The 13,207-nt window shown below is 60.3% G+C and carries 13 protein-coding genes; 11 read left to right on the top strand and 2 right to left on the bottom strand.

What is annotated here, in order from left to right; translation table 11 throughout:
• Window positions 1-184: 184 nt before the first annotated feature.
• The 7 genes from GXB78_RS13245 to GXB78_RS13215 all read left to right on the top strand — a co-directional run bounded on the left by GXB78_RS13245 (window position 185) and on the right by GXB78_RS13215 (window position 5,901).
• The gene (locus GXB78_RS13245) at window positions 185-823 is read left to right on the top strand and encodes a peroxiredoxin (RefSeq protein WP_024014725.1); all 639 of its coding nucleotides are present in this window, start codon (window positions 185-187) and stop codon (window positions 821-823) included.
• 315 nt (window positions 824-1,138) lie between these two features.
• The gene (gene ssuE, locus GXB78_RS13240) at window positions 1,139-1,732 is read left to right on the top strand and encodes an NADPH-dependent FMN reductase (RefSeq protein WP_042607062.1); all 594 of its coding nucleotides are present in this window, start codon (window positions 1,139-1,141) and stop codon (window positions 1,730-1,732) included.
• Window positions 1,733-1,821: 89 nt separating this feature from the next.
• The gene (locus GXB78_RS13235) at window positions 1,822-2,796 is read left to right on the top strand and encodes a sulfonate ABC transporter substrate-binding protein (RefSeq protein WP_329515697.1); all 975 of its coding nucleotides are present in this window, start codon (window positions 1,822-1,824) and stop codon (window positions 2,794-2,796) included.
• Between the two features lie 25 nt (window positions 2,797-2,821).
• Window positions 2,822-3,970, top strand: coding sequence for an FMNH2-dependent alkanesulfonate monooxygenase (gene ssuD / locus GXB78_RS13230; RefSeq protein ID WP_016772653.1), 1,149 nt, complete (start codon window positions 2,822-2,824; stop codon window positions 3,968-3,970).
• A gap of 9 nt (window positions 3,971-3,979) precedes the next feature.
• Window positions 3,980-4,762 (top strand): aliphatic sulfonate ABC transporter permease SsuC, encoded by a 783-nt coding sequence (gene ssuC / locus GXB78_RS13225; RefSeq protein ID WP_011336451.1) that lies wholly within the window; start codon window positions 3,980-3,982, stop codon window positions 4,760-4,762.
• Window positions 4,759-5,565: an aliphatic sulfonates ABC transporter ATP-binding protein gene (gene ssuB / locus GXB78_RS13220; protein WP_329515696.1), complete on the top strand. Its 807-nt coding sequence runs from the start codon at window positions 4,759-4,761 to the stop codon at window positions 5,563-5,565. The genes ssuC and ssuB overlap by 4 nt, the downstream gene beginning before the upstream one ends.
• A 120-nt stretch (window positions 5,566-5,685) precedes the next feature.
• Complete coding sequence (locus tag GXB78_RS13215; protein ID WP_003229256.1) at window positions 5,686-5,901, top strand: TOBE domain-containing protein; 216 nt, start codon at window positions 5,686-5,688, stop codon at window positions 5,899-5,901.
• Between the two features lie 137 nt (window positions 5,902-6,038).
• Here GXB78_RS13215 and GXB78_RS13210 read toward each other — a convergent pair whose 3' ends face one another.
• Both GXB78_RS13210 and GXB78_RS13205 read right to left on the bottom strand, forming a co-directional pair.
• Window positions 6,039-6,665, bottom strand: a complete 627-nt coding sequence (locus GXB78_RS13210) for a TetR/AcrR family transcriptional regulator (protein WP_042607059.1) — start codon at window positions 6,663-6,665, stop codon at window positions 6,039-6,041.
• A 226-nt stretch (window positions 6,666-6,891) separates the two neighbouring features.
• On the bottom strand, window positions 6,892-8,268 hold the full coding sequence (locus tag GXB78_RS13205; RefSeq protein ID WP_039757469.1) for a glutamine synthetase family protein: 1,377 nt from the start codon (window positions 8,266-8,268) through the stop codon (window positions 6,892-6,894).
• 278 nt (window positions 8,269-8,546) lie between these two features.
• On the opposite strand from GXB78_RS13205, the gene GXB78_RS28165 reads away from it, so the two are divergent.
• The 4 genes from GXB78_RS28165 to GXB78_RS13185 all read left to right on the top strand — a co-directional run bounded on the left by GXB78_RS28165 (window position 8,547) and on the right by GXB78_RS13185 (window position 13,057).
• Window positions 8,547-8,903 (top strand): glutamine amidotransferase, encoded by a 357-nt coding sequence (locus GXB78_RS28165; RefSeq protein ID WP_408005127.1) that lies wholly within the window; start codon window positions 8,547-8,549, stop codon window positions 8,901-8,903.
• 90 nt (window positions 8,904-8,993) lie between these two features.
• A complete protein-coding gene (locus tag GXB78_RS13195; RefSeq protein WP_042607058.1) occupies window positions 8,994-10,352 on the top strand; it encodes a glutamine synthetase family protein in 1,359 nt (452 codons plus the stop codon).
• 56 nt (window positions 10,353-10,408) lie between these two features.
• On the top strand, window positions 10,409-11,773 hold the full coding sequence (locus GXB78_RS13190; RefSeq protein ID WP_329515695.1) for an aspartate aminotransferase family protein: 1,365 nt from the start codon (window positions 10,409-10,411) through the stop codon (window positions 11,771-11,773).
• Between the two features lie 171 nt (window positions 11,774-11,944).
• Window positions 11,945-13,057 carry a polyamine ABC transporter substrate-binding protein gene (locus GXB78_RS13185; protein WP_042607056.1) on the top strand — a complete coding sequence of 371 codons (1,113 nt, stop codon included), beginning with the start codon at window positions 11,945-11,947 and terminating at the stop codon, window positions 13,055-13,057.
• The last annotated feature ends 150 nt before the right edge of the window (window positions 13,058-13,207 follow it).

Below are 13,207 nucleotides of genomic sequence, written 5' to 3'. Positions count from 1 at the left end.
CTTTGCTGCAACTCAAGGCCTTCTCGAACCTTGCGCTGGATGTTCGTCGCGATGCCGGCCGGTGTCCAATGAACAGATGTTTAATATTCTTAAATGATCTAGATATCTAGTTATTTATTCTTTTTCACACTGATCGATCCCGAGCTACAGTTGTTGTCTCCCATCCCTCATCAGGAGCAGCACCATGAGCCTCAGACTCGGCGACATCGCCCCCGATTTCGAACAGGACTCCAGCGCCGGCAAGATTCGTTTTCACGAATGGCTGGGCGATAGCTGGGGCGTGCTGTTTTCCCATCCGGCGGATTTCACCCCGGTGTGCACCACCGAGCTGGGGTTCACCGCCAAGCTCAAGGATGAGTTCAGCCAGCGCGGCGTCAAGGCCATCGCGCTGTCGGTCGACCCGGTGGACTCGCACCACAAGTGGATCGAGGACATCAACGAAACCCAGAACACTATCGTCAACTTTCCGATCCTCGCCGATGCCGATCGCAAGGTGTCCGATCTTTACGATCTGATCCACCCGAACGCCAATGACACGCTGACCGTACGTTCGCTGTTCGTGATCGATCCGAACAAGAAGATCCGCCTGACCATCACCTATCCGGCGAGCACCGGGCGCAACTTCCACGAGATCCTGCGGGTGATCGACTCGCTGCAACTCACCGACAACTACAAAGTCGCCACTCCGGCCAACTGGCAGGACGGTGAAGAAGTAGTGATCGTGCCGTCGCTCAAGGACGAAGACGAGATCAAGCAGCGCTTCCCGAAAGGCTATCGCGCGGTGAAGCCGTACCTGCGCCTGACGCCGCAGCCGAACAAATAATTTCAGCGGTGTAGCCACCGCCGCTTTCGCGAGCAGGCTCGCTCCCACATTTGCAATGCATTCCCCTGTGGGAGCGAGCCTGCTCGCGAAGGCGCCAGCCCAGGCAATTGAGAATCCGGAATCACAACGCAGGGGAATTTCGGCCGTTTCGACGGCCTTTTTTTTCGCCTGAAATCTGCTGAACGGTATATCTCTTAAATGCATAACCAAATGAATAAATATGATTTATGGATATATAAATCAGCTGGTAAGGTCACTGCCATTGAAGCGAGATCGCAGCCTGCGAATCGCCTGTAACGCTTAAAGGAATCTGCAATGCTGGTCGTCTCACTCGGTGGCAGCCCCAGCCTGCGCTCCCGTTCCGGGGTGCTGCTGGAGCGTTCGCAACGCTGGTTGCAACAGCAAGGGGTGGAAGTGGTGAGTTATCAGGTACGGGACTTCCCGGCCGAGGATCTGCTCCACGCCCGCTTCGACAGCCCGAAGGTCCTCGACCTGCTGCAACAGATCGAAAACGCCGATGGCCTGCTGATCGCCACACCGGTGTACAAGGCGTCGTTTTCCGGTGCGCTGAAGACTCTGCTGGATCTGCTCCCCGAGCGCGCCTTGAACCACAAGATCGTCTTGCCGATGGCCACCGGCGGCAGCATCGCCCACATGCTGGTGGTCGATTACGCCCTCAAGCCTGTGCTGTCGGCACTCAAGGCCCAGGAAATGCTCCAGGGCATTTTCGCCGAGGACAGCCAGATCGCTTACGGCGAAGGCAGTGCCGCCGCGCAATTGGCCCCGGCCCTCGAGCAACGGTTGCACGAGGCGCTGGACCAGTTCATCGGCGCCATGGCGCGTCGGCCGAAACCGCTGGAGCCGGGCCTGTTGAACGAACGTTTGTTGAGTGCTCGCTGGAGCATTTAAGCCTCATCGGAATTTGAAGTACTGGCCTTACTCGCCCGCCAACGGGCAAGCAGGTGCAGCCAAAACCCAACAGCAAAAAGGAGAGCGCTATGCGCACTGTATTTTTGCGTCGTGGTCTGGTCGCTCTGTTTGCTGCGGCTGTGTCCTTCGGCGCCATCACTCAAGCCCAAGCCGAGACATTGCGGATCGGTTATCAGAAGTACGGCACACTGGTGCTGCTCAAAGCCAAAGGCACGCTGGAAAAACGTCTGGCGGCGCAAGGCGTCGACGTGCAATGGACTGAGTTTCCCGGCGGCCCGCAGCTGCTCGAAGGCCTCAACGTCGGCTCGATCGATTTCGGCGTTACTGGCGAAACTCCGCCAGTCTTTGCTCAAGCCGCTGGCGCTGATCTGCTCTACGTTGCCTACGAGCCGCCAGCGCCGAACAGCGAAGCGATCCTTGTGCCGAAAGACTCGCCGATCAAATCGGTGGTCGATCTCAAGGGCAAGAAAGTCGCCCTGAACAAAGGCTCCAACGTTCACTACCTGCTGGTGCGCGCACTGGAAGACGCCGGTCTCAAGTACAGCGACATCCAGACCGTGTTCCTGCCGCCGGCCGATGCCCGCGCCGCGTTCGAACGTGGCAGTGTCGACGCCTGGGTCATCTGGGATCCGTACCAGGCCGCTGCCGAGAAACAACTGCAAGCGCACACCCTGCGCGATGGCAAAGGCATCGTCGACAACCATCAGTTCTATCTGGCGACCAAACCTTACGCGCAGAAAAATCCCGAGGTGATCAAGACCCTCGTCGAAGAGGTGCGCGCGGTGGGCGAGTGGTCCAAAGCCAATCCGCAAGACGTGACCCAACAAGTCGCGCCACTGCTCGGCCTGCCGGCGGACATCACCCTGACCTCGGTGAAACGCCAGGGCTATGGCGCGCTGTTCCTGACCCCGGAAGTGGTCGCCGCGCAACAGAAAATCGCCGACACGTTCTACCAGCTCAAGCTGATTCCCAAACCGTTGAGCATCAAGGATGTGATCTGGACCCCGCCGGCCGCTGTGGCCCAAAGCTCACAAGCCCAGTAATTCGAATCTACAAGGAGACCACTCCATGAGCCTCAATATCTTCTGGTTCCTGCCTACCCACGGCGACGGCCATTACCTTGGCACTGCCGAAGGCGCCCGCGCGGTTGATCACGGTTATCTGCAACAGGTCGCGCAAGCGGCGGATCGTCTGGGGTTTGGCGGGGTGCTGATCCCCACCGGGCGTTCCTGCGAAGACTCCTGGCTGGTGGCGGCCTCGCTGATTCCGGTCACCCAGCGCTTGAAATTCCTCGTCGCCCTGCGCCCCGGGATCATTTCCCCGACAGTCGCGGCGCGTCAGGCAGCGACGCTGGACCGCTTGTCCGGCGGGCGTGCGCTGTTCAATCTGGTCACCGGTGGCGATCCGGAAGAACTCGCCGGCGACGGCCTGTTCCTCAACCATGAGGAACGCTATCAGGCCTCGGTGGAATTCACCCGCATCTGGCGTCGCGTGCTGGAAGGCGAAACCGTCGATTACGACGGCGAGCACATCAGCGTGAAGGGCGCGAAGCTGCTTTATCCACCGATCCAGCAACCGCGTCCGCCGCTGTATTTCGGTGGCTCCTCCGAAGCGGCGCAGGATCTGGCCGCCGAACAAGTGGAAATGGTCCTGACCTGGGGCGAGCCGCCGGCAGCGGTGGCCGAGAAGATTGCCCAGGTCCGCGCCAAAGCCGCCAAGCTCGGCCGCACTGTGCGCTTCGGCATTCGTCTGCATGTGATCGTCCGTGAAACCAACGCCGAAGCCTGGCAAGCAGCGGACCGCCTGATCTCGCATCTGGACGACGACACCATCCAGCGTGCGCAGGCCTCGCTGGCGCGCTTCGATTCGGTCGGCCAGCAACGCATGGCCGCGCTGCACGGCGGCAGCCGCGACAATCTCGAAGTCAGCCCGAATCTCTGGGCCGGCGTCGGTCTGGTGCGCGGCGGTGCCGGTACTGCGCTGGTCGGTGACGGCCCGACCGTGGCAGCGCGGGTCAAGGAATATGCCGATCTGGGCATCGATACGTTCATTTTCTCCGGTTATCCACACCTCGAAGAATCGTATCGGGTGGCCGAGCTGCTGTTCCCGCACCTCGACGTCGAGCGCCCGGAACTGCCGAAAAGCGCCGGTTATGTCAGCCCGTTCGGCGAGATGGTTGCCAACGATATCCTGCCCAAAGCCGCGTCGCAGAGCTGAGGCGCGGCCATGAAGAAATTTATCCACAGCCTCGCGCCCTGGGCGTTGCCAGTATTGCTGCTGGCGGTGTGGCAGTTGTCGGTGTCGGCCGGTTGGTTGTCGACGCGGATTCTGCCGGCACCGGTGGCGGTGATCGAGGCCGGCGTCAGCCTGGTGCGCAGCGGCGAGATCTGGACGCACCTGGCGATCAGCGGCTGGCGCGCGGCACTCGGTTTCACCATTGGCGGCAGCATTGGTCTGGTGCTGGGTTTCATCACCGGTCTGTCGAAGTGGGGCGAGCGCCTGCTCGACAGCTCGGTGCAGATGATCCGCAACGTGCCGCATCTGGCGCTGATTCCGCTGGTGATCCTGTGGTTCGGCATCGACGAGTCGGCGAAGATTTTCCTCGTGGCGCTGGGCACCTTGTTCCCGATCTACCTGAACACTTACCACGGCATCCGCAACGTCGACCCGGCGCTGGTGGAGATGGCGCGCAGTTATGGCCTGAGCGGTTTCAGCCTGTTCTGGCAGGTGATTCTGCCGGGCGCGCTGCCGTCGATTCTGGTCGGCGTGCGCTTCGCCCTGGGCTTTATGTGGCTGACGCTGATCGTCGCCGAAACCATCTCGGCCAGCTCCGGCATCGGCTATCTGGCGATGAACGCCCGCGAGTTCTTGCAGACCGACGTGGTAGTGCTGGCGATCCTGCTTTACGCGGTGCTGGGCAAACTCGCCGACCTCGCCGCTCGTGGGCTGGAACGTGTGTGGCTGCGCTGGCACCCGGCCTATCAGGTTGCCAAGGGAGGTGCGGCATGACTGCTCAACAACCTCCACGCCTGTTGCGCGGGATTCCACTGGCGGTGCGCAATCTGCAGAAAACCTTCGGCGCGCGCCAGGTGCTGCGTGATATCGATCTGCACATTCCGGCGGGGCAATTCGTCGCCGTGGTCGGACGCAGCGGCTGTGGCAAGAGCACGTTCTTGCGCTTGCTCGCTGGCCTCGATCAACCGACTGGCGGCGACTTGCTTGCCGGCTCCGCGCCGCTCAGCCAGGCGCGTGACGACACGCGATTGATGTTCCAGGAAGCGCGGCTGCTGCCGTGGAAAAAAATCATCGACAACGTCGGCCTTGGCCTCAAGGGCAACTGGCGCCAGCAAGCGCTGGATGCACTGGACGCAGTGGGCCTGGCGGATCGCGCCAATGAATGGCCGGCAGCGTTGTCCGGTGGCCAGAAGCAGCGCGTCGCGCTGGCTCGGGCGCTGATTCACCAGCCGCGTCTGCTGTTGCTCGACGAACCGCTCGGCGCGCTGGATGCGCTAACCCGCATCGAGATGCAGCAACTGATCGAACGGCTCTGGCAGCAACACGGCTTTACCGTGCTGCTGGTGACCCACGACGTCAGTGAAGCGGTGGCGATTGCCGATCGGGTGATCCTGATCGAGGACGGCGAAGTCGGCCTCGACCTGCACGTCGAACTGCCGCGCCCGCGGGTCCGTGGCTCGCATCGCCTCGCCGCACTGGAAACCGAAGTGCTCAACCGTGTTCTGTCCCTGCCCGGCGAACCGCCGGCGCCGGAACCCGTTTCACCCCTGCCTACGCAATTGCGTTGGGCGCAATGAAGCAGGTGTGAGCTGCAAGCTACAAGCTACAAGCTGCAAGTAAAAGCATTGCGCTTTTGCTTCTCGCTTGAGGCTTGCAGCTTGCAACTTGCAGCTAATTTCGACCTCAGGAGAAATATCATGACTATCAAAGCCATCAACGTGCGCAACCAGTTCAAAGGCTCGATCAAGGAAATCGTCCTCGGCGACGTGCTGTCGGAAATCGACGTGCAGACCGCTTCGGGCATCGTCACTTCGGTGATCACCACCCGTTCAGTGAAAGAGCTGGAGCTGGTGGTTGGCAGTGAGGTGATCGCCTTTGTGAAATCCACCGAGGTGTCGATCGCCAAGTTGTAAGCCGGTGAACAAAAAACAACCCCGGAGGGTGTGTGCCCTTCGGGGTTTCTTTTTTGAAGATCAAAAGATCGCAGCCTTCGGCAGCTCCTACATTTGGATTGCATTCCCCTGTAGGAGCTGCCGAAGGCTGCGATCTTTTAGCGTTTAGGTAGATAGGGCGGTAGATACAGACCAATGTAGGCATCAAACACCCGCATCCCTTCCTCGGCCATGCGCGGGGTGATCTGCCCGTGCTGCTGCACCGAGCGGGCATACACCCGGTCGCCGAGCTCCATCGCCAGGGCAAACACATCGACATCATCCGGCAGCCTCGGCAATTCGAAATGCTGGTCGAACAACTTGTGCATCAAGTCACCCAGTTCCAGGTCGTGCTGGCGGTCAGCCTGGGTCACTTCGGTCAGGCCGTGTTGCGCCAGGATCAATTGCCGTGCGGCCGCATCCTGGTCGTAGATCTCGAGCATGCGCTGTTCGACCAGTCGCGACAGATCTCGCCAGTCGCGCAAAGCATCATGATCAATCGGCGCTTGCAGGCAGGCGCGGAAAGCCGCGTGGACATCGGCGGTCAGCGCTTCGAGCAGCGCCGGGACGCTGGCGAAAAAGTGATACACGGAAGAGGGCGGAATCTGCGCGCGCTCGGCGACGCTGTAGATCGACAGGCTGGCCACGCCCTCGGCGGCCAGCAGCGTGCGCGCGGCGTCGAGTATCGAATCGATTCGCGCCTGACTGCGGGCACGAGGTTTGCGAACGGTGGCGGGACGCGTCATGGAAGTCTCCTGCGGGGCAGCGGGCATTGTACGAGGCGGTTCCTGTGTTGTCTTGTCGGCTGCTTTCGCGAGCAGGCTCGCTCCCACATGGATCTCCAGCGAATCCAGATCTTCACCCCGCACGACATCCCTGTGGGAGCGAGCCTGCTCGCGAACCGCCGCAGGCGGCCATAAAAAAACGCCGTGGGCGTGAAGCCAACGGCGTTTTTTTGAAGCTGCAAACCACTCAAACCGTATGCAGATACCAGTTGTACTCAAGGTCGGAGATGGAGTGTTCGAACTCCTCCAGCTCGCTTTCCTTGCAGGCGACGAAGATATCGATGTATTTCGGATCGATGTACTTGGCCATCACCTCACTGTCGTCGAGCTCGCGCAGGGCATCGCGCAAGTTGTTCGGCAGGCTCTGCTCGTTCTGCTCGTAGCTGTTGCCTTCGACAGGCGCGCCCGGTTCGATCTGGTTGACCAGGCCGTGGTGCACGCCGGCCAGGACCGAAGCCATCAGCAGGTACGGGTTGGCGTCGGCGCCGGCCACGCGGTGTTCGATACGCACCGCATCGGCCGAGCCGGTCGGTACGCGAATCGCCACGGTGCGGTTGTCCAGGCCCCAGCACGGTGAGTTCGGTACGTAGAACTGCGCGCCGAAACGACGGTACGAGTTGACGTTCGGGCAGAGGAAAGCCATCTGCGCCGGCAGGGTCTCGAGCACACCGCCGATCGCGTGACGCAGCGCGGCGTTCTGCTCGGGATCCTCGCTGGCAAAAATGTTCTTGCCGGCTTTGTCCAGAATCGAAATGTGTACGTGCAGACCATTGCCCGCCTGGCCCGGATATGGCTTGGCCATGAAGGTGGTGTCCATTTCATGGTCGTAGGCGATGTTCTTGATCAGACGCTTGAGCAGGACCGCGTAGTCGCAGGCCTTGATCGGGTCGGCGACATGGTGCAGGTTCACTTCGAACTGCGCCGGGGCACTTTCCTTGACGATTGCATCGGCCGGGATGCCTTGCTCTTTGGCGCCTTCCAGAATGTCCTGGAGGCAGTCGACGTATTCGTCGAGGTCGTCGATCAGGTAGACCTGAGTCGAGTGCGGGCGTTTGCCGGAGATCGGCGAGCGTGGCGGCTGTGGACGGCCGTTCACGTTTTCCTGGTCGATCAGGTAGAACTCGAGTTCGAAGGCGGCGCAGATGGTCAGGCCGAGCTCGTCGAACTTGGTCACCACCTGGCGCAGCACTTCACGCGGATCGGCGAAGAACGGGTCGCCTTCGAGTTCATGCATGGTCATCAGCAGTTGCGCGGTCGGGCGCTTCTGCCATGGCTCGTTGCACAGGGTATCGGGGATCGGATAGCAGATACGATCGGCGTCGCCGATGTCCAGGCCCAGGCCGGTGCTTTCCACCGTGGAGCCGTTGATATCCAGAGCAAATAGAGAGGCCGGCAGGTTGATGCCTTTCTCGTAAACCTTGTGGAGGCTGGTGCGTTCGATGCGCTTGCCGCGCACCACACCATTCATATCCGCAATCAGAAGGTCGACGTACAGAACCTCAGGATGTTCCTTAAGGAACGCGTTCGCTTCGTTAAGCTGAACGGCACGCGGGGGTACCGACATGATGCAACACCTTTGTTGTTAAAAATATCAATCATTGATCTTTTCTGGTTTCAGTCAACCCGAACGGCCTGCCGAAGTCAAGCGAGGCCTTTTTTGCCCCGAAAAAGCGCTTGAAGGGCATTTATGGGGCACTTTGGGGCGTTTTTTCAAACCTTGAACGTTGCTCAGCTACGGGCTTGAGCAGGCCGTGTTGTATTTTTTACGGGGGTGTTGTGTAAAAAAATGAACAAGGCTAAGCTCCGGTCAAACCCATAACAGCAATAATACCGGGGTGCTTCATGTCTCGCCTGCCGTTAATCGGCATCACCGACTGCTCGCAACAGTCCGGTCTGCATGCTCATCACATCAGTGGCGATCAATCCGTCCGTAGCGCAGCCAGCAAGGCGCGCAGCCTGTCGACGACACGCTCGTCAACCACCGGCGAAACGGCAGCGTCCGATATTCTGGACGTCGGACACAGCATCCGCTTTATGGCGTTTCCTTCCACTATAGAACTCTTTCCCTCTCAAAGCCCGTGCCGCTCGCAGCGCCGCGCTTGTGATTCTGCACGTTTGCAAAGTGCACGGGAAATGCAACGCCAGCGTCAAGGGCAGGTAAGCTCCTCTTTCATTGTCTATGCGCGGTGCCAGGCGTAAGCCGGCACTGCGCGAGCAAGCCCCCTTAACGCGACGCCCCAAGCGTCAAAATTGCCTGACATCGTCAGGAGACTCAGCCCAGAGGCATTTATGAGTAACAACCTCGACCAGCTCACCGATTGGTTGAAAGACCGCAAGATCACAGAAGTCGAATGCATGATTGCGGACTTGACCGGGATCACCCGGGGCAAGATTTCGCCGACCAACAAGTTCATCGCCGAAAAAGGCATGCGGCTGCCGGAGAGCGTGCTGTTGCAGACCGTGACCGGCGACTACGTCGAAGACGACATCTATTACGAACTGCTCGACCCGGCCGACATCGACATGATCTGCCGCCCCGACCAGAACGCCGTGTACCTGGTGCCGTGGGCCATCGAGCCGACCGCGCAGGTGATTCACGACACCTACGACAAGCAAGGCAACCCGATCGAGCTGTCGCCGCGCAACGTGCTCAAGAAAGTCTTGAAGCTGTATGCCGACAAGGGCTGGCAGCCAATCGTGGCGCCGGAAATGGAGTTCTACCTGACCAAGCGCAGCGACGACCCCGACTATCCGTTGCAGCCGCCGATCGGCCGCTCGGGCCGTCCGGAAATCGGTCGGCAGTCGTTCTCCATTGAGGCGGCCAACGAATTCGACCCGCTGTTCGAAGACGTCTACGACTGGTGCGAACTGCAAGAGCTCGACCTCGACACGCTGATCCACGAAGACGGCACGGCGCAGATGGAAATCAACTTCCGTCACGGTGACGCGCTGTCGCTCGCCGATCAGATTCTGGTGTTCAAGCGCACCATGCGTGAAGCCGCGCTCAAGCACGACGTGGCCGCGACATTCATGGCCAAGCCGATGACCGGCGAGCCGGGCAGCGCCATGCACCTGCACCAGAGCATCATCGACATTCAGACCGGCAAGAACGTTTTCTCCAACGAAGACGGGACCATGAGCCAACTGTTCCTGCATCACATCGGTGGCCTGCAGAAACTGATCCCCGAGCTGTTGCCGCTGTTCGCGCCGAACGTCAACTCGTTCCGCCGCTTCCTGCCGGACACTTCGGCACCGGTGAATGTCGAGTGGGGCGAAGAGAACCGCACCGTCGGCCTGCGCGTACCGGATGCCGGCCCGCAGAACCGCCGCGTGGAAAACCGTCTGCCGGGCGCCGATGCCAACCCGTATCTGGCGATCGCCGCGAGCCTGCTCTGCGGCTACATCGGCATGGTCGAGGGCCTGAACCCGAGCGCGCCGGTGGTCGGTCGTGGTTACGAGCGCCGCAACCTGCGCCTGCCGCTGACCATCGAAGATGCGCTGGAGCGCATGGAGAACAGCAAGACCGTCGAGAAATACCTCGGCAAGACCTTCATCACCGGCTACGTCGCGGTCAAGCGGGCCGAGCATGAAAACTTCAAGCGCGTGATCAGTTCCTGGGAGCGTGAGTACCTGCTCTTCGCCGTCTGATACGCCGGGCGCGGCGGCCAGCCGTCGCGCCTTCACCGATAACAAGGAGAATTGGCATGACCAGCAACAACCCGCAAACCCGTGAGTGGCAAGCGCTGAGCAGCGAACACCACCTGGCCCCGTTCAGCGACTTCAAGCAATTGAAGGAGAAGGGCCCGCGGATCATCACCAACGCCAAGGGCGTTTACCTGTGGGACAGCGAAGGCAACAAGATCCTCGACGGCATGGCCGGCCTGTGGTGCGTGGCGATCGGTTACGGCCGCGATGAACTGGCCGATGCCGCCGCCAAGCAGATGCGCGAGCTGCCGTACTACAACCTGTTCTTCCAGACTGCCCACCCGCCGGCGCTGGAACTGGCCAAGTCGATCGCCGACGTCGCGCCAGAAGGCATGAACCATGTGTTCTTCACCGGTTCCGGCTCCGAAGGCAACGACACCATGCTGCGCATGGTCCGCCACTACTGGGCGATCAAGGGCCAGCCGAACAAGAAAGTCATCATCAGCCGCAAGAACGGTTATCACGGTTCGACCGTGGCCGGCGCGAGCCTCGGCGGCATGACCTACATGCACGAGCAGGGCGACTTGCCGATTCCGGGCATCGTCCACATCGCGCAGCCGTACTGGTTCGCCGAAGGTGGCGACATGTCGCCGGAAGAGTTCGGCATCTGGGCGGCCAATCAGCTGGAAGAGAAGATTCTCGAAGTCGGCGTCGACAAGGTCGGTGCCTTTATTGCCGAGCCGATCCAGGGTGCCGGTGGCGTGATCATTCCGCCCGATACCTACTGGCCGCGCATCAAGGAAATCCTCGCCAAGTACGACATCCTCTTCGTCGCCGACGAAGTGATCTGCGGTTTCGGCCGGACCGGTGAGTGGTTCGGTAGCGATTTCTACGACCTCAAACCTCACATGATGACCATCGCCAAGGGCCTGACCTCCGGCTATATCCCGATGGGTGGGCTGATCGTGCGCGACTCGGTGGTGGCCGTGCTCAATGAAGGCGGCGATTTCAACCACGGCTTCACTTACTCCGGGCACCCGGTGGCAGCAGCGGTGGGCCTGGAAAACATCCGCATCCTGCGCGACGAAAAAATTATCGAGAATGCCCATAACGAAACGGCACCGTATTTGCAGAAACGTCTGCGCGAGCTGAATGATCACCCGTTGGTGGGTGAAGTTCGCGGTGTCGGTCTGCTGGGGGCGATCGAGCTGGTGCAGGACAAGGCCACGCGCAAGCGTTATGAAGGCAAGGGCGTCGGCATGATCTGCCGGCAGTTCTGCTTCGACAACGGCCTGATCATGCGCGCGGTGGGCGACACCATGATCATCGCGCCGCCGCTGGTGATCAGCAAAGCCGAGATCGATGAGCTGGTTACAAAAGCACGCAAGTGTCTGGACCTGACCCTCAGTGCGCTGCAGGCCTAGGTGCTAGGCTTTGAGTGGGGGAGCTGCGGCGCACTCGCTCAAAGCTGTCATAAAGGCTGGTCTTTTGTTGAAAGACCGCCTCGGATCTTGCCAGACTAGCCGCGGTTCCAGTTGTCCGGGTTCGGCCGCTGAACAAAGTGGTTCAAAAAAGAAAAATTTGGAGCATGACGCATGAAGGCATTAGGTAAAAAGCTAGCTGGCAAGACTCTGCTCGCGTTGTCCATGGCGGGCATGATGGCGGGTGCGGTGCACGCGGACGACAAGGTACTGCACGTCTACAACTGGTCCGACTACATCGCGCCGGATACCGTGGCCAACTTCGAGAAAGCCACCGGGATCAAAGTCGTCTACGACGTCTTCGACAGTAACGAAACCCTGGAAGCCAAGCTGCTGGCCGGCAAATCCGGTTACGACATCGTGGTGCCTTCCAACAACTTCCTCGCCAAGCAGATCAAGGCCGGCGTCTACCAGGAGCTGGACAAGTCCAGGCTGCCAAACTGGAAAAACCTCGACGAAGACCTGCTCAAGGCCGTTGGCGACGCCAGCGACCAGGGCAACAAACACGCCTTCCCGTACATGTGGGGCTCGATCGGCATCGGCTACAACCCGGCCAAGGTCAAGGCTGCACTGGGCATCGACAAGATCGATTCGTGGGACGTGGTATTCAAGCCGGAAAACATCGAGAAACTCAAAAGCTGCGGCGTGAGCTTCCTCGATGCGCCGACCGAGATGATTCCGGCGGCATTGCACTACCTGGGCAAGCCGACCAACAGCAAGGACAAGGCTGATCTGAAAGCCGCCGAAGACCTGTTCCTGAAGATCCGTCCTTCGGTCGCCTACTTCCACTCGTCCAAGTACATCTCGGACCTTGCCAACGGCAACATCTGTGTCGCCGTCGGTTACTCGGGTGACCTGGAGCAATCCAAGACCCGCGCCCAGGAAGCCGGAGACAAGGTCAAACTGGCCTACACCATTCCAAAAGAAGGCGCCGGTACTTTCTACGACATGGTCGCCATTCCCAAGGATGCCGAAAACGTCGAAGCCGCCTACAAGTTCATGAACTACCTGCTCGAGCCGCAAGTGATGGCCGGCATCACCAACGCCGTGCGTTTCCCGAACGGCAACAAGGCGGCGACGCCTCTGGTGGACAAGGACATCACCAGCGACCCGAGCATCTATCCGTCGGCTGAAGTGAAGAAGCAGCTCTATGCGATCAGCGATCTGGACGCCGCGACACTGCGTCTGATCACCCGCAGCTGGACCAAGATCAAATCGGGTAAATAAGCCGGTTTGTCGCCACAACCACTGGCCGTCGTCGCCGCGACGGCGGCCAGCGGATAATTAAATGACAGAAAGTTTTGCTGGATCGGTTTTTCGAGGGTAAGTTGCGCGCCGGTTTTGTTGTCGGGCAGCCATGGCTGTCATGCAGCGCGG

The organism is Pseudomonas moraviensis subsp. stanleyae, from assembly GCF_036283065.1.
Lineage (GTDB): Bacteria > Pseudomonadota > Gammaproteobacteria > Pseudomonadales > Pseudomonadaceae > Aquipseudomonas > Aquipseudomonas stanleyae.
This window is presented reverse-complemented; position numbering and strand designations above follow the sequence as displayed.